We start from the raw sequence: 15436 nt of genomic DNA, 5'->3' as shown, positions 1-15436 counted from the left end.
AAAACGTCGCAACTAGTTTTTTCTTCTTCGGAGGATGTCCCTTAATTGTTGAATATGACCAAGAAAAAGAATGGGAGGCCTTTAAAATTAGATGGTAAAAGAACCAGGTTCATTAAGGCCAGATTTACCGAGGAAGAATATGCTTTACTCCGAAACCTTTGGCTTTCCCTTGGATTGAAAGAAAGTGATTTCTTGCGGCAAAGGCTTTTAATCTCCTCTGCGGTTTCAAATAAAATCAATGCTGTTGAAGTTTTAAAACACCTGAACCAGATCGGTGCAGAGATCGGTAGGTCAGGAAACAACATTAACCAGCTTGCCCGGCATGCGAACTTTTTAAATAAACGAGGAATGCTCTCTGCTGAAATTGTACTTCAGTTCAACACGATTTTTACTGATTACATTTCAATATTTAGAGGAATGGAGAGAGCAACCAGGGAATTACTCAGATTATTAAAGGCTTAGTTTATGATTGTGAAAATTCTTTGGAAATCAAAGACTTTTAGGGCAGTTAGGTACAATACCAATAAAGTTGAAAAAAATAAGGGAGAACTGGTAAAGGTATCCGGTTTTGGGGCGCTGCAAGGGCTATCTGAGATCAGGCCTGGAGATTATATAAACTACCTCTCATCCCTAGCGAGCAGAAACCGCAGGGTTGTATATCCGCAATTTCATGCAATGATATCTTCAAAGGGCAGAAGCTTGGACAAGGGGGAACTAGTTACACTGGCCGAAGGCTGGCTAGAGGGCATGGGTTATGGAAATCAGCCGTATCTTCTCATTTTCCACAAGGACACGCAGAATAATCACATCCATATGGTATCTTCAAGAATAGACCTGGAAGGGAAAAAGATTTCCGACAGCTTTGAGAAGATCAGGGCTTATAAGGTACTGAATAAACTTATCGGTAATGATGAGAAACATGCTGCTGAAAAAGCTTTGACGAGGGCACTTCAATACAGCTTCTCCAATAAGGCGCAGTTTATGATGTTGCTTGAAAGACAGGGATATGCATTAAAAGTTCTGGAGGATACGCTTGATCTGTCAAAGTATGGTGAAAAAGTAGGCAGTATAAACTTAACCAGAATAGAACAAAAAATTGCCCGGTTTTCACCTGATCAGAAAAGAAAGGAACAGTTAAAACAGATTTTTGCAAAGTATAGGCCAATTACCGATTCCAGAATTCAAGCGATCAGGGAAGATCTTCCAGGTGGTGAGAAAGGAAAAGTAATATGCTATAACTCTGAGTTAAGCGAAAAATTATCTTCTTCATTCGGCCTTCAGTTTGTATTTCATTTTAAAGGTGACAAGCCGCCATATGGCTATACCATTTTAGACCATTCCACCAAGGAAGTTTTTAAAGGTGGCGATATTATGTCCATAACTAAATTTATGGAGACTTTACGCCAAACCGAAGAAGTAAAAACGTCAATACCCATTTCGGAGGGTATTTATGAAAATCAGTTTTCTCCAAAGGAAGAGATGCTCCTTGAAAATCCATCAGAGTCAATATTTCCTGCTGACGAGGTTGAAATGCATGATTGTATATCCATTGGCGAATTCTCTTTGGATATAGATATCTCTGATGATATTGATGATGAGCAGATCCTCGGACGGAATAGGCGCAGGCAAAAAAAAGCAAGAACCAATACACGTTAAATTTTTATGCTTATGGTTATATTAATTGGAAATCAGAAAGGGGGAGCAGGTAAAAGTACACTCTGCCTGTTACTGGCCTATTTCCTCTCAATGCTTAAAAAAAAGAAGGTTACCGTTCTGGATATGGACTACCAGGCTTCGATTTCAGGCAAGTTTGAAAAGGCAAAAATTCTGGAGAACGATCCCCTCTACGAGGTTATTCCCTCTGATCTTAAGTACTTCCCGGCTCTGCTGGAACTGCTTAACCAAAATAGGGATGAGTTTGTGCTCATTGATCTTCCGGGTAAAATGGACGATGATCTATTGATTCCCATTATCAGTTCCGCGGAACTCATTATCTGCCCGTTTAATTATGATGAATTTTCTGTAGACAGTACAGTGCTCTTTTCGCTTGTATGTCGGGAGATCAATAATTTATCACCCATGGTGTATGTGCCAAATAGGATTAAAACAACCGTAAAGTATGAAACCAGGGAAGAGGTAGACAAGGTACTATCCAGATTTGGAAAGATTTCTCCCGGTATTTCTGACCGCATCGATTTTCAGCGGGTAGGAACCATCCATGTCCCGGCCTCTTTAATTCCAGTTTTTATGCCGGCAATGGACTTTATCTATGGCAGCTTTATGAAGAGAGGTATATCATCATGAGCGAAATCAAGTCCCTTGCCGATCAATTGAAATCAAGGATCCAAGAGGAAAAGGGATTGCCGGAAAAATCCCAGGCCAGTCATGGGGCTGAAAAGATTGGTGTAAAAAAAACTGAATCCAAAGAAACGGTCGTGAATACCAAGCGGCTAGCTAGCTTTCTCTCATCCCTGCGGGACTTTAATATGGATGGGCAGGAGAAAATCCTTATCCGCATTGATAAGCGCACAATGAATAAGCTTAGGCAACTAAAGATTACTTCGAATATTGATATGACCAGGGTAATCGTTTTTTCCCTCCACCAGTTTTTAAAAGGCCATCCCTGGTTAAACGAATATATTTCTCAAACTTTAAAAAATATGACCCATGAGCTGGACTAATTTCTTGACCATAATCTTTATTGTATATATGGTTTATTATTTACTGAACTTATTTTTTGATCTTTTTCTATCTCAAAGAGTTGGTGTGAATGAAACTCCGGAAGACGAGCTTTTCTTTGCACAAACATTTACCCCTGAGCTGATTACCCTGGAAGAGAAAGCTGAGGAGGCTGTGCCTACGGATTCAGAAAAAAAGGAGAAACCAGCCCCTTATTTGCCAACAGGTCCAATTAGCTCAAGTGGAGGCATTGGACTAAAACAGCTTTTTTCCCTTGCGAAAGACAACCTCATCGAACATACGCGGGCAATACCTTACTAAACTCCATGAGGTTTTCTTTATTCTTTTTAAGGGCAGCGTCAGCTTCTTTTTTTTTGCTCTCTACTTTTTCCGCTAATGCTCAACCAGGAATCTCAGAGTTTTATTCCGCCTCGGCAGAGGTGAAAGGCTGGTATTTTTCGCTCTCGGATCTGGTACTGGTTATTGGCGCAATCGCAGGAATCCTAGGTGGACTTAGGGTTTATGCCAATTGGCAGATGGGCAAGCACCACATCGATGCGCAGGTTATGGGATGGTTCTTTTCATGCCTCTTTTTATCTCTCATCGGTGTATTCCTCCGCGGTCTTTTCGGACTGTAAATACAATTTTATTCAATTTAAATCAATTTTTTTATGACAAGAAAAAGCAAAAGACTTTTGTCATTGGCCGCGCTATTGGGTTTAGTGCAGGCAGTTTCCGCCCAGACTGGGGGAGGAACAACAGGAATCAATGCGGCGACTTCCTCGCTGACCTCTTATGTAGATCCAGTTTCTACACTCACCCTTGCGATTGGTGCCGTGGTAGGTATTATCGGCGGGGTACGTGTCTACATCAAATGGAATTCCGGAGATCAGGACATCAACAAAGAAATTATGGGCTGGGGAGGTTCCTGCCTTTTTCTGGTTCTGGTATCGGTAGTGATCAAGGCTTTCTTTGGCGTATAGCATGAGGATGTATCCAGTTTACAAGGGGCTTCAAAAGCCCCTTGTTTATCGCGGTTTCAAAGGGAAGTTTATTGCTTATGGAATTTCTTCCTTAGGTCTTGGGCTGGTCACAGGAGGCCTAGCCGGTGCGCTCCTCAATATGTATATCGGTGGCCTCTTAACCATTCTTTCAATAGCCGGTGGGCTCCTCTACACATATTCCAAGCAGGCATCCGGTCTTCATGATAAGACCAGATCCAGGGAGATATTTATTCATCGTATTTATTTAAGGCGAGGTTATGGGAAAACAGGAATTTAAACTGCCATATGCCGGAATAGAAGAGATAGGCGGACTTTCGGTTCTTTATGGTGAGTCAGGCGATTTTTCAGTAATTCTTTCTATCGAAAATCCGGTGCTTATTTATTCCGCTGATCCGGCAGGCTACCAGGCCTTTCATCTTCTGCTTCTCAATGTGATCAAGATATTGAGTGAAGGGTATATCATTCAGAAACAGGATGTGTTCTCTAAAAGAACTTATCAGGCGAAAGTGCAAAGTGAACCCCTTCAGCAAAAATACGATGAGCATTTTTCAGGGAGGGAATATATTGAGCACTCTAGTTATCTGGTTATAACCCGTCAGGTCAAACGAAGGGCAATGTACGTTTATGACAGGAAAGCCCTTTTGGATTTTGTATCCAATATTGCCAAGGTCTGTGAACTATTGAAAGGAGCATCGGTATCACCAAAAGTACTGCCCCAGGGTGAGATAGAACGCTATATTTCGCGGATGCTTGCCATGGATTTCTCCTCAGACCATTTTTCGCTCAATAACTTAAGGGCCGGGGATACTGAAATAGGTATTGGGAAAAAGGTGATCCGCTGCATGAGCCTGGTCAATATCGATTCCATTGACATGCCTGAATCCATTGGGCCATATTTAATGGCGAACGACGGGAAAGGACTACAGGAATTTCCGATGGACAACTTTTCTTTCCTGTCATCAGTTCCGGGTATTGAAAGTCTTGTTTATAACCAATTAATTGAAATTCCTTCCCAGGGCATTACCCTGAACAAACTGCAGCTGAAACGCAAGCGGCATTCCGGAGTTCCTGATCCAGCCAATCAGATGTGTGTGGAGGATATTGATAAGTTGCTCATAGATGTGGCAAGGGAAAACCAGTTGCTCGTCAATGCGCACTATTCTTTATTGGTCTGCTGCGAACTTCCACTTCTGGATACCAGCTGTAACTTTATTGAAGCTTGCCTATTTCAGCAGGGGATTATCCCCTCCAAGAATGCCTATAACCAGATGGAACTCTTTAGGAGTGCCTTGCCTGGAAATGCAGTGGAACTGAAAAAATACGACTGGTTCCTCACCACTTCGGATGCGGCCCTTTGCCTGTTCTACAAGGAACGGCTGATGCGGGATGAGCCCTCCAAGTTTCTCATGCGCTTTACCGATAGGAGAGGAATCCCTGTAGGCATAGATCCAGCAGATCTTCCTATGGAATCTGGCAGGATTACCAACCGTTCAAAATTTGTTCTGGGCAGCTCTGGTACTGGTAAATCCTTTTTTATGAACAGCCTGCTTGAACAGTATATGCTTTATAATTACGACATCGTGATCGTTGATGTAGGACATTCCTATTCCGGGCTATGCAATTATTTTGGAGGAAAGTATTACACCTATACCGAGGAGAATCCGATCACGATGAATCCCTTTCTTATTTCTGAAGCAGAATATAACATCGAAAAGAAGGATTTCCTCAAAACACTTATCGGACTTCTTTTAAAGGGTGCAGAGGGAAGCGTATCGCAGATTGAGGATACGGTTTTCTCAAATGTACTCTCGGCCTACTATTCAGACTTCTTTTTAGGAGAGGCTGCTTATGCGCTGTGTTTTGATTCTTTCTACCATTATTCGATCGTTAAGATTTCGGAGATCAAGGAAAATGAGAAGATCAGTTTCGATCTTGATGAGTACCGTTATGTACTTAAAAAATTCTGTCTTGGCGGAGAGTACGGTAGGCTGCTCAACGAAAGCGCTGATCTTTCAGATTTTACAGAGCGTTTTATTGTCTACGAAATTGATTCAATCAAGGAAAATAGGGTTCTTTTTCCAATCGTGACGCTGGTGATTATGGATTTGGTACTGCAGAAAATGAGGCACCGTACAGGCCAGCGAAAAGCGATGATTTTGGAAGAAGCGTGGAAGGCAATCGCATCTCCGCTAATGGCTAACTACATTCTTTACCTCTATAAAACGATGAGGAAATTCTGGGGAGAGCCAATTGTGGTGACGCAGGAACTGGGCGATATTATCGGAAATGCTGTAATAAAGGATTCCATTCTGGCCAGTTCCGACACCATCTGCCTGCTCGATCAATCCAAGTTCAGGGGGAATTATGCAGAGGTAGCAAAGCTCCTGGCGCTCAGTGAGGTAGAGCAGCGAAAGATATTTACCATCAATGCGCTTGAAAATAAGGCCGGCCGCGGGAAATTCAAGGAAGTTTACATTAAGCGCGGAAGTATAGGGGAGGTCTATGGCGTTGAAGTGTCGCTTTTTCAGTATTTAACCTTCACAACCGAAAAACCCGAAAAGACTGCTGTCGAATCTTATGTCAAGCGTTACGGTTCTTATCCTCTGGGACTGGAACATTTCGTTGCCGATATGAAAATGAGCGCAATCTCTCTTCCCGAATTTGTCAAGAAAGTCAATTCATCCATCACAAGTTAAATTCTATTTTTATGCGAAAAATATTCATCTATTTTTTATTTGGAATCTTCGTGCAATCGGCCTCCGCACAAATATACGTTGACCCAACAACCGCTGCGGCCACGGCTGCCCATGCAGGGGTGATGAACAGCGGTCTGTCCCGAACCAGCGACAACCTTACTCTTGTGCAAAGGGCACAGCTCGCGGTAACTGGTCAGCTTGGAATTGTAAATGACCTTCAATCCACTATTTACAGAGGCTTATCTGAGGTTTCAGGAGTAATGAGGTCTCTGCTTTCTGTTAAGGATATTTATGCGATTTCTCAGGATATTGTCATTGATGTGAATAAGGCGATTAATCTAGCCTCTGGTGACCCGGTATTACTGCTGTTTGCCGAAGGAGGTGCTAGGGAGTTCAAAATCCGTTCGATCAACCTTGCTACCGAGGTTAGCTCTTTTGTATTAAAAGACGGGAGGGACGCGCTGATGGATTCCGGTGAACGGGCAAAGCTTCTCAATAGGATCGTCACAGAACTTACCATCCTCCGCGGAGTGGCCTATGGCATGTACCGTACGATGTACTGGGCAAAGCAGCGCGGAATCTTAAATTCCCTAAACCCTTATGCAGGATATATCAATATTGATAAACGCATAGCGGACGATATTATCAGGAATGCCAAGATGCTCAAGCAATGAAAAGCGCAGCATTTTTCACGGCTATGATTTTCATATCAATAGCTGCTCATGCGCAGTTGAATGTCGGGCTTTTGCACCAGCTTGTGGGTAATAGCAAAACAGAACACGGAAAACAGTCTGATGCGAGGGACAGGCAGGCGGGATCCACTGCAAATGAGGAGGCAAACAAAACCCTGATGGTAAGATTAAAGAATAAATACAGGGATATCCAGTCCCGGTTCAAGACTTTGGGACTTGCCATTGATGCGGTGCAGATCGGAATCGAAGCCTATCCATTGATTGCTGATATTACCGAAAGCCAGGGGATGATTTTTGATTTATGCAAGGACGATTCTATACTTTCCGTTCTGGCCATACAGGCAGAGCTGGATATGGGGGATCGGGCACATGCACTGCTGAATTTTTTGTACGGACTTGCTCTTTCTATGCAGGACATCAACCAGATGAAGCAGAGCGACCGCAAAATGCTTTTTTCCCATGTGCTCACTGAACTCCGCCTGATAGCCGGGGCATCCAGAGGACTGGCGGTAACCCTTCAATATTCTTCAAGAAAAAAGGTCTTCAATCAGCTAAACCCTTTCTCAGAATTTATCAATACCGATAAAAAATTGGTAGATGAAATCCTGCGAAAAAAAGATATCCTAAAAAACTGATGTTATGAAATTGCTTATTTTAATTTTTTTAATGCTGATTGGTCATTATTGTAGTAAAGCTCAAAGGCTAGTTTTTGACCGCGGGCATTTTAATATCGTAAATGAAAATGGAGCAGTACGTCTGGCAGCTGAAAATACGTATAACAGTTATTTAAATACGATCAACAACCGCCTTTCGGATATTAATCTCAATCTGGGCGCGGTCGTTATGGTTCAGTCATTAATCCTGTCTTCCTTAAGAGAAGTTGATCAGGGGCTCAAAACAGCAATCGCGGTCAGACAGATCGGTTCACTGGTTGCCGAGATTTCATCGGAAAGTGCCGGGATGATTGATATCGCCAAATCAGATCCCCATCTGCTGCTTTTTGCAGAAGACGTTTCCCGCCAGGTAAAAGATAGGGGGATAAACCTATTTTCAGAAGTCTCTGCTTTTGTATTGAAGGAAGGCGAAAACGTCCTCATGGATTTCGAAAAGCGCGATGCGCTGCTTAAGAAAATTGCCCTAGAGCTCCGCGTCATCCGTGCCCTGGTATTCAGCATGAAAAAATCCATGTACTGGACAAAAATGAATGGAGTCTTCCGTTCGATTAATCCCTATCAGGGCTTTATCAATCAGGATCTGCGTCTCGGGAGTGATATTTTATTCAAATCAAAACTTTTAAAACCATGAAAAAACCTTTTTTGCTTCTTTTCCTCTGTTTGCTCTCAACGCTCCTCTGGTCACAGAAGAAAATTACCGACAAACACATTACCTACCAGCAGGAACGGATGGTCTTCAAGCAATGGGATGCGGATAAGTTTACGCCCAAACCAGGATTTTTAGGGCTCAACCCTGATTACTTGATTACTTGGGCGCTTCACCCCAATTATCCCAAAACGGATCTAAGACCCCTTGGCCCGCTCGGTCCACAAACGCAACGGCTGATGTTGGCAGCAGCCATGCAGAACACAGATAATCTCTACAAACTGCATGCGGATACCCTTCGCAATACTGCGCTGAGCGAGGCCTCCAATTATTCTTCGGCACTTTCTTTTGCCGATCCCCTTTGGCTAATGTACTATCGCAACGAGTTTGAAGGATTATTAAATCAGGCAGATGCCGATATGCTTGCAGGCCTTTCGCTTGCAGAACAGAAATACATAATATCTGTGGGTCTGTTTGACTGGTACAGGGAGGAAAGCAGTGCACTTCTTGAAAGGCTGGAAATCGCGAGGTCGACTACCTTAGACCGGGGATCAAGGATAATGGCCTACCACAGGATGCTATCTGAATTCAGAAAACTCTCGGCAAGCTGGGAAACCAAGAAATCCAGGGCAAAAACCTATCTCTCTATCCGCTCATCTGTCCAGAAGTTACGGGCCGGTGAAGTTCAAAGACCAGCATCCCCAAAGAGCGATATCCAGATTGCCAATGATATTCTTAAAAAATCAAAACTATAAGCAATGGATATTTTAAATGTTATAACCGGCACAGCCGGTTTTTTTGTGCAGGCAGTGCCCGATTCGTTCAAGGACACTTTTAATTTTCTTCAGGGCAACGGCGTGTATGAAGAGGGGATGATGCATTTTCTGCATGAGATGAAAAGTACGATCTGGACTCATTATGATGCCTTTATTGCAGATGCGCAGGCACTGGCGGCAATTTTTATGCTCATCTTTTTTGCTATCAAAAGCTATGAAATGATCTCCGGGGATAAACAGCTTGAAATTATGCCGCTGCTCCGTCCTTTCGGTCTGACCATGGTGATTCTATGGTGGAGCATCTTTACCCGGGTCCTTGCGTATCCAACCGATGTTGTAGAACAGAAGACCTCAGCAATGTTCGATGGCAGCCAGGCAGAGATCAATGATCTCAGGCTACAGCGGGCGAAGCTCATGGTAGAGGTTTCTGATCAGCTCTATAAAATTCAGGCCGAGACGCAGACAGCAAAAACAGAAGCGGATACCTGGTATGAAAATGCATGGGAATCTGTTAAGTCTTCGGTAAAGGAAGGGTTTTCCGAAGTCTGGAACCCAATAGTGGAAATGAGAAACCGGCTGGAGGTTGGTCTGCAACTTTTGGCTACCTCTCTTTTGGAAACACTCGCTATATGGATACTCAGGGTCTGCACCTACATTATTTTTATCATTCAGATCATCTTTTCCACGATACTGATTATTTTAGGCCCCTTTTCAGTAGCCGTCTCTATTCTGCCAGCTTTCAGGGATTCCTTTTCGACATGGGTCGCCAGGTTCATCTCGGTAAACCTTTATTCAGGGATTGCATATCTGGTGATGTATGTAGCGTCCCTTTTCCAGCATTATGCACTTGAGGCGGAAATTACCCGTTATCAGGAGCTTGTTGGGACTGGCGGGGCAAGCCTTGAAAAGCTCGGCTGGTTTGCCAGCAATGGAGTTCTCTCCTTTGGAATGGTAATCGTAACCTTTATCATCGGTGCACTAACCATGCTTACCGTGCCGAGCATTTCAACATGGATAGTATCCACATCGGGTGTATCTTCTGCCGCAAGTTCTATGGGAAGAGGTGCATCAAGCATGACCAGGGTTGCTGGACAGATAATGGGAGGATAGAGAGATGATGATAAAAAGTATCGAATCCAAAATCCGTCTAGCCACATTCCTTTCGCTGGGAAGTTTTTTGCTCTGTCTATCGGTAGTCGCTGTTGTTTCTTTTTTTGCCTATGGATATGTTAGGGATTCTCGTAAAAGTATTTATATTCTTGACCCCTCGGGAACACCAATCCTGGCAAAACAGACCGATGTGCAGCTAAACAGAGCAGCAGAATATCGCGCACATATTGCAAAATTCCATTCTCTTTTCTTTTCGCTGGTACCAGATGATAAGTTCATAGAATATCAGATGAAACAGGCCATGTACCTTATTGATGAAAGTGGTGCCCTTCAGTATAATAATCTGAAGGAAAAAGGTTTTTTCACCTCTATTCTCTCCTCCTCTGCTGTACTCACGCTCCGAACCGATTCTATTTTTTTAGATGAAAAAAGAATGTATTTCCGGTATTATGGTACACAGAAAATAGACAGGAGAAGTTCAAGCGTCACCCGCTCGCTTATCACGGAGGGAAGCCTGGTCGATCTTGAAACAAGATCTGACAATAATCCCCACGCGGTCTTAATTACCAGATGGAAGACATTAGAGAACAGGGATATTTCAACTATAGATAAAAATGCATTCCAATGAAAAAGACAACTGTGTTTTCAGAACTCAGAAATGAGTTCTCTGATCTGATCGAACGCCTCCTGGCCTCCATATCAGGTTTTTTCAAAAAATATCCGAAGGTTATCTTCTCATCTATGGTGCTGCTACTAGGCAGTTCCTTTCTCTTGTGCTTTACGCTGCTGAGAATGGATTCAAAAAAAGCCCCTTTAGAAAAAAAAGCACTGCTAAAAGTTGAGAGTGGGCTTAGCGAAATAGGAACAACTGTAAGTAAGCTTAAAAGAACTCTGGAAATTAGGGAAGCGCTGAAAGTTTTATTGGCCAAGGAAACGCTAAATAGCCAGGACAGCCTGCTCATGGTCAGTATGGTAGCCGAGCTTGAGCGTGCCGGCCACACGAAGAATTAATTAAATTATATGAAAAAAATAGATTTAAAAAAGCCCAGGTACGCTCTTCCCATAATCTGTCTGCCTTTTCTTTTTCTCTTCTTTTATGTCTATAAAAGCAGTTTTGGAAAAGAAGGTAAAATAGTCCTGGGAAGAGATTCGCTACAGACCAACGTGGCAAATGTTTCCGAGCAGGTGAGGAACCAGGAGCTTTCGGGAAAGCTGGATGCCTTTAGAAATAAATTCAAGCAGGCCGATGGATACACTGCTGTTGGTAGTATTGGTGAAGAAAACCAACAGCTGGCAGAGATAAGCTCATCCTACAATTTGAGGGAAAAGCATATGCTAGATTCCATTGACCAGGTAATGAAGGCTAAATATGGTCTGCCAGGCAGACCGGAAAATGTAAACCATGGATATTCTGCGGCAGGACAGAGCTTTGTAAAGTCGCGGAATCCTTCCAGAACTGAGCAGGACATCGCACTCGCCTCGGCACTGTCGAAGATAAAAATGCAGGAGAACAGGGTAACTAAGGAGGTTGATAACTCTAAAAACCCATCCGATCCCATGCAGCTTTTTCGGGCACAGATGGCTCTTGTCGACAGTATGGGGAAAGCTAATGATCCCGCTGTAAAGGAGAATATTGAAAAAGAACGGGCTCTGAAACTGGCCGAAGCAGAAGCCAAAAGCAAGAAGATCATTCCGGTCAAAAGATCGCATGGATTTTCGGCTGGCTTCAATACCATACTTTCCGGGGATGTCGAACGCCCTATTTCTGCGAACATTGATCAGGATGTTACAGGCTTTTCCGGATCGCGCCTGCGTATAAGGCTGACTGATGATATCATGGCCGGCAAGTTTATGATCCCTAAAGGCACCTACCTCTATGCAACTATTTCAGGCTTCTCTGCCCAAAGGGTTTCCTTGGTGATCTCATCGGTATTCCATGGCGGGGAAATTCTGCCGGTAAATCTTCAGGTTTATGACAACGACGGAATGGCCGGTATTTATGTTCCATCATCCGCCTTTCGCGAATTTACCAGGGACATGAGCAGTTCAAGCACGCAAGGGATTACCATACAGCAGATGGCGGAAAACAACAATCAACTCGTTATGGGGGTGCTTTCCAAGATGTTCCAGTCTACAACAACAGCGGTAAACAAGTTGATCCGGTCCAATAAGGTCAAGGTCAGATACAATACCCAGGTTTATCTCATTGATCCCAATGAGCTTAAAAGAAAACAACAATCTTATTAGAATTTCATGAAAAAAATATTGTTCCTAGCTCAAATTTTCCTGAGCTCACTGGCCCTTTATGCGCAAGTGCCACACTCAGTTACCGTTGCCGATATTCCGGTAATCGGAATATCGGGTTCAGTTTCTATCCACTTCATCTCGCCAGAGAAAATTTCCTATGTAGACCTATCCAGCAGTTCGCTGATTGGTGACCTTCCGGAAAAGAACATTCTCAGGATCAAGGCGATTCCAGACTCTGTTGCCGCTCTTTTCTCCAGCGGCGATGCTGGCCTGGTTACCATTGTCGGAGAAACCTTTATTGCACAATACAGACTCTCCTTTTTATCGCCTGCTAGTCCCGAGCTGGTTTCCACACAAATCGATATCCTGCCAACCTATATGAGATCCATTGATATTTCGGGGATAGGATTATCACAGAACGAAATGAAGAGCAATGCGCTTTCCCTGCTAAAGCGCAGAGGGGATTCCCGAATTAAAAAAGAATCAGCTTTCGGGATATCACTGGTGGTAAACCGGGTTTATACCCTTGGCGATTGCATCCTTCTTGACCTGAGCTTCCATAACTCGACAAATCTCACCTTTGATGTCGACGAGCTCAGGTTTAAGATAGCGGACAGAAAGATCAATAAATCTACCAATGTCCAGTCCATAGAATTAAAGCCGGTTTTTCAGCTTTATCCCTTTGAAAGATTTTCGAAATCCTATCGTAATATTTATTTCATTAAAAAAACCACCTTTCCCGGTGACAAGGAATTCAGTATTGAATTATCGGAAAAGCAGATTTCCGGAAGAAATCTTCGCGCTTCATTAAGTTACTCCGATATCCTAAACGCCGACACCTTTTAATGTTTCATTATGGAAGAAAGCAAGGAACAACAGAGCCTGCACCGCTTCCTTCAGTTTGCCATTTATCTAGCCCTTTTGCTAGATGTGCTCATGTTTGTCTATGCAACTAAGCTGTTAACTGATTTAGGTGCAGAGAAAATCGGGCTCGCCAGGTTTCTAGTGCGCATGTCACGGATTATTATTTACCAGCACCCGCTCTACAGCCGGTTTTTCTCGTTGTTGCTTATCTCGCTGGTTTCAATCGGGACACTGAGCAAAAAAGAAAAAGATCTTGATGCTAAAACAGCGATCATTTATCCGCTCGTGTTGGGATTAGTCTTAATGGCGGCCAGTATCTTTTTTTTTGGTGAAAAGGGGACTGCGGTTTTTTATCTGACCAGCTGGCAGGATATCGGGTATATCTTTTTATTGTTGATAGGTACGATCCTGGTGCACCTAGCGATGGATAATGTTTCCAAGATTATCAGCTCTTCTTTAGGTAAGGATAAGTGGAATACCGAAGAAGAATCCTTTATGCAGGCAAGAAAGCCTGTAAACGGACCATTTGCAGTTACCATCCCCTCACTTTTTTATTACCGCAAGAAAGTACATTCGGGCTTCATTAACATAGAGAACATCTTTCGCGGAACGCTTTTGATCGGGACCCCGGGCTCGGGCAAGAGTTTTGGCATTGTTATGCCCTTTATCCGGCAGCTTATCTTTAAGGAATTCTGTATCTGCTGTTATGACTTTAAGTTTCCCGACCTGGGTCAGATCGCCTATTACCATTATCTGCTGGGTAAAAAGCAGGGCAGGCTCTCAGGCTTCGATTTTCATGTCATCAACTTAACCCAGGTAGAGCGAAGCAGGAGGATAAATGTATTAAGACCAGATTACATAGTAACGCTCGCCGATGCTGGCGAAACAGCGGAAGCCCTGGTTGAAGCCTTGAAAAAAGGGGATAAATCCGGTGGTAGCGATCAGTTCTTTACCCAGAGTGCGGTAAATTTTCTTTCTTCCTGCATTTATTTCTTTTCTCAGTACCAGGGAGGGAAGTATTCTACTTTTCCGCACGTACTTTCATTTTTGAACTGCAGTTATGAGCAGATTTTTTCGGTGCTATTTTCCAATCCTGAGCTTGGGAGCTTACTTTCTCCATTTGCCACTGCATGGCAGGCTAAAGCTTTCAACCAGCTAGAGGGGCAGATAGGAACGCTAAAGGTATTCATCTCCCGCTTAGCTACTAAAGAGACGTTCTGGGTTTTTTCCGCGGATGATTTCAACTTAAAGATTTCATCCCGGGCGGAGCCCTCTATATTAGTCCTTGCCAATGACCCCAATACACAGAATATCAATTCCGCCTGCTATTCTGTGGTGCTCAACAGGCTGACCAGGCTTATCAACTCTAAAGGAAACCGGCCCTCGGCCTTGATTATCGATGAGCTGCCAACCTTATTTGTGCACCGCATTGAAAATCTAATTGCCACTGCCAGATCAAATAAGGTAGCGGTTCTCATGGGACTCCAGGAGCTTCCACAGTTTCAGCAGCAATATGGAAAGGATACCGCAACCACCATTACCTCGGTAGTAGGGAATGTACTTTCTGGCTCGGTAAGGAACAAGGAAACGCTCGAATGGCTGGAGCGGCTTTTTGGGAAAGTTAAGCAACAGTCAGAGAGCTTGTCCATTGATAGAACCAAGACATCGGTGTCGCTCTCGGAAAAACTAGAATCGCTGATTCCTGCAGGTAAGATCGCATCATTGAAGGCCGGAGAGCTCGTTGGTATGCTTGCAGCGGATGCGGTAGAAGAATATACCGGAAAATTTGATACCTCGGCGATCAACTGCAGGGTGAATCTTGATATGGAGGCATTAGCTACAGAGGAAAAAGCTTACCCTGATATGCCGTTGTATTATGATTTCGCAGGAAAAAAGGATGAGATTCTCCGTAAAAACTTCATGCGCATAAATGATGAAATACAGGTATTGGTTAAAAAATTCAGAACCGAGGCTGCCGTACCAAAGGATGGGGAAAGTCCCAAAGCCTCCATGGCAGGCGGAATGAAGAGATAAACAAACTATTTTTT

19 protein-coding genes are annotated in these 15436 nt (G+C 43.5%); all 19 read left to right on the top strand.

The window, feature by feature from the left end; translation table 11 throughout:
* The first annotated feature begins 54 nt into the window (after positions 1-54).
* Genes ACZZZK_RS08955 through ACZZZK_RS08865 form a run of 19 tightly spaced genes read left to right on the top strand, consistent with a single transcriptional unit; the run spans position 55 to position 15422 of the window.
* Positions 55-462: a plasmid mobilization protein gene (locus tag ACZZZK_RS08955; protein WP_056095082.1), complete on the top strand. Its 408-nt coding sequence runs from the start codon at positions 55-57 to the stop codon at positions 460-462.
* A gap of 3 nt (positions 463-465) precedes the next feature.
* Complete coding sequence (locus ACZZZK_RS08950; RefSeq protein WP_463483837.1) at positions 466-1656, top strand: relaxase/mobilization nuclease domain-containing protein; 1191 nt, start codon at positions 466-468, stop codon at positions 1654-1656.
* Positions 1657-1668: 12 nt separating this feature from the next.
* Complete coding sequence (locus ACZZZK_RS08945) at positions 1669-2304, top strand: ParA family protein (RefSeq protein WP_056095079.1); 636 nt, start codon at positions 1669-1671, stop codon at positions 2302-2304.
* On the top strand, positions 2301-2681 hold the full coding sequence (locus tag ACZZZK_RS08940; RefSeq protein WP_056095077.1) for a hypothetical protein: 381 nt from the start codon (positions 2301-2303) through the stop codon (positions 2679-2681). Before ACZZZK_RS08945 ends, ACZZZK_RS08940 begins: the two co-directional genes overlap by 4 nt.
* Entirely contained in the window at positions 2668-3000 is a 333-nt protein-coding gene (locus ACZZZK_RS08935) for a hypothetical protein (RefSeq protein WP_147273667.1), read from the top strand. Before ACZZZK_RS08940 ends, ACZZZK_RS08935 begins: the two co-directional genes overlap by 14 nt.
* Positions 3001-3005: 5 nt before the next feature.
* On the top strand, positions 3006-3317 hold the full coding sequence (locus ACZZZK_RS08930; protein ID WP_056095073.1) for a DUF4134 family protein: 312 nt from the start codon (positions 3006-3008) through the stop codon (positions 3315-3317).
* A gap of 33 nt (positions 3318-3350) precedes the next feature.
* Positions 3351-3662 carry a DUF4134 domain-containing protein gene (locus ACZZZK_RS08925; RefSeq protein WP_056095071.1) on the top strand — a complete coding sequence of 104 codons (312 nt, stop codon included), beginning with the start codon at positions 3351-3353 and terminating at the stop codon, positions 3660-3662.
* A 7-nt stretch (positions 3663-3669) separates the two neighbouring features.
* Positions 3670-3960, top strand: a complete 291-nt coding sequence (locus tag ACZZZK_RS08920) for a DUF4133 domain-containing protein (RefSeq protein WP_463483836.1) — start codon at positions 3670-3672, stop codon at positions 3958-3960.
* Positions 3941-6379, top strand: a complete 2439-nt coding sequence (locus ACZZZK_RS08915; RefSeq protein ID WP_463483835.1) for a TraG family conjugative transposon ATPase — start codon at positions 3941-3943, stop codon at positions 6377-6379. Before ACZZZK_RS08920 ends, ACZZZK_RS08915 begins: the two co-directional genes overlap by 20 nt.
* 11 nt (positions 6380-6390) lie before the next feature.
* Positions 6391-7053, top strand: coding sequence for a hypothetical protein (locus ACZZZK_RS08910; protein WP_463483834.1), 663 nt, complete (start codon positions 6391-6393; stop codon positions 7051-7053).
* On the top strand, positions 7050-7706 hold the full coding sequence (locus ACZZZK_RS08905) for a hypothetical protein (RefSeq protein WP_056095057.1): 657 nt from the start codon (positions 7050-7052) through the stop codon (positions 7704-7706). Before ACZZZK_RS08910 ends, ACZZZK_RS08905 begins: the two co-directional genes overlap by 4 nt.
* Positions 7707-7710: 4 nt before the next feature.
* The gene (locus ACZZZK_RS08900) at positions 7711-8376 is read left to right on the top strand and encodes a hypothetical protein (protein WP_463483833.1); all 666 of its coding nucleotides are present in this window, start codon (positions 7711-7713) and stop codon (positions 8374-8376) included.
* The gene (locus ACZZZK_RS08895) at positions 8373-9146 is read left to right on the top strand and encodes a hypothetical protein (RefSeq protein WP_463483832.1); all 774 of its coding nucleotides are present in this window, start codon (positions 8373-8375) and stop codon (positions 9144-9146) included. Before ACZZZK_RS08900 ends, ACZZZK_RS08895 begins: the two co-directional genes overlap by 4 nt.
* A 3-nt stretch (positions 9147-9149) precedes the next feature.
* Positions 9150-10277, top strand: coding sequence for a hypothetical protein (locus ACZZZK_RS08890; protein ID WP_056095048.1), 1128 nt, complete (start codon positions 9150-9152; stop codon positions 10275-10277).
* Positions 10278-10281: 4 nt separating this feature from the next.
* Positions 10282-10905: a conjugative transposon protein TraK gene (traK, locus tag ACZZZK_RS08885; RefSeq protein WP_056095045.1), complete on the top strand. Its 624-nt coding sequence runs from the start codon at positions 10282-10284 to the stop codon at positions 10903-10905.
* Complete coding sequence (locus ACZZZK_RS08880; RefSeq protein WP_056095041.1) at positions 10902-11288, top strand: hypothetical protein; 387 nt, start codon at positions 10902-10904, stop codon at positions 11286-11288. The genes traK and ACZZZK_RS08880 overlap by 4 nt, the downstream gene beginning before the upstream one ends.
* Before the next feature lie 9 nt (positions 11289-11297).
* On the top strand, positions 11298-12524 hold the full coding sequence (locus tag ACZZZK_RS08875) for a conjugative transposon protein TraM (RefSeq protein WP_463483831.1): 1227 nt from the start codon (positions 11298-11300) through the stop codon (positions 12522-12524).
* Positions 12525-12530: 6 nt separating this feature from the next.
* Positions 12531-13370, top strand: coding sequence for a DUF4138 domain-containing protein (locus ACZZZK_RS08870; RefSeq protein WP_056095036.1), 840 nt, complete (start codon positions 12531-12533; stop codon positions 13368-13370).
* 9 nt (positions 13371-13379) lie between these two features.
* Positions 13380-15422 (top strand): type IV secretion system DNA-binding domain-containing protein, encoded by a 2043-nt coding sequence (locus tag ACZZZK_RS08865; protein ID WP_463483830.1) that lies wholly within the window; start codon positions 13380-13382, stop codon positions 15420-15422.
* Positions 15423-15436: the final 14 nt, after the last annotated feature.

Source organism: Pedobacter sp. AC163 (assembly GCF_979258665.1).
This window is presented reverse-complemented; position numbering and strand designations above follow the sequence as displayed.

Bases quoted from the DNA above. Each gene is read 5' to 3' on its own strand.
- ACZZZK_RS08910 (WP_463483834.1), top strand. From the start codon at position 6,391: ATGCGAAAAATATTCATCTATTTTTTATTTGGAATCTTCGTGCAATCG.
- ACZZZK_RS08930 (WP_056095073.1), top strand. From the start codon at position 3,006: ATGAGGTTTTCTTTATTCTTTTTAAGGGCAGCGTCAGCTTCTTTTTTT.
- ACZZZK_RS08900 (WP_463483833.1), top strand. From the start codon at position 7,711: ATGAAATTGCTTATTTTAATTTTTTTAATGCTGATTGGTCATTATTGT.
- ACZZZK_RS08925 (WP_056095071.1), top strand. From the start codon at position 3,351: ATGACAAGAAAAAGCAAAAGACTTTTGTCATTGGCCGCGCTATTGGGT.
- ACZZZK_RS08880 (WP_056095041.1), top strand. From the start codon at position 10,902: ATGAAAAAGACAACTGTGTTTTCAGAACTCAGAAATGAGTTCTCTGAT.
- ACZZZK_RS08920 (WP_463483836.1), top strand. From the start codon at position 3,670: ATGTATCCAGTTTACAAGGGGCTTCAAAAGCCCCTTGTTTATCGCGGT.
- ACZZZK_RS08935 (WP_147273667.1), top strand. From the start codon at position 2,668: ATGAGCTGGACTAATTTCTTGACCATAATCTTTATTGTATATATGGTT.
- ACZZZK_RS08950 (WP_463483837.1), top strand. From the start codon at position 466: ATGATTGTGAAAATTCTTTGGAAATCAAAGACTTTTAGGGCAGTTAGG.
- ACZZZK_RS08955 (WP_056095082.1), top strand. From the start codon at position 55: ATGACCAAGAAAAAGAATGGGAGGCCTTTAAAATTAGATGGTAAAAGA.
- ACZZZK_RS08915 (WP_463483835.1), top strand. From the start codon at position 3,941: ATGGGAAAACAGGAATTTAAACTGCCATATGCCGGAATAGAAGAGATA.
- ACZZZK_RS08870 (WP_056095036.1), top strand. From the start codon at position 12,531: ATGAAAAAAATATTGTTCCTAGCTCAAATTTTCCTGAGCTCACTGGCC.
- ACZZZK_RS08945 (WP_056095079.1), top strand. From the start codon at position 1,669: ATGGTTATATTAATTGGAAATCAGAAAGGGGGAGCAGGTAAAAGTACA.
- ACZZZK_RS08895 (WP_463483832.1), top strand. From the start codon at position 8,373: ATGAAAAAACCTTTTTTGCTTCTTTTCCTCTGTTTGCTCTCAACGCTC.
- ACZZZK_RS08905 (WP_056095057.1), top strand. From the start codon at position 7,050: ATGAAAAGCGCAGCATTTTTCACGGCTATGATTTTCATATCAATAGCT.
- ACZZZK_RS08875 (WP_463483831.1), top strand. From the start codon at position 11,298: ATGAAAAAAATAGATTTAAAAAAGCCCAGGTACGCTCTTCCCATAATC.
- traK (WP_056095045.1), top strand. From the start codon at position 10,282: ATGATGATAAAAAGTATCGAATCCAAAATCCGTCTAGCCACATTCCTT.
- ACZZZK_RS08940 (WP_056095077.1), top strand. From the start codon at position 2,301: ATGAGCGAAATCAAGTCCCTTGCCGATCAATTGAAATCAAGGATCCAA.
- ACZZZK_RS08890 (WP_056095048.1), top strand. From the start codon at position 9,150: ATGGATATTTTAAATGTTATAACCGGCACAGCCGGTTTTTTTGTGCAG.
- ACZZZK_RS08865 (WP_463483830.1), top strand. From the start codon at position 13,380: ATGGAAGAAAGCAAGGAACAACAGAGCCTGCACCGCTTCCTTCAGTTT.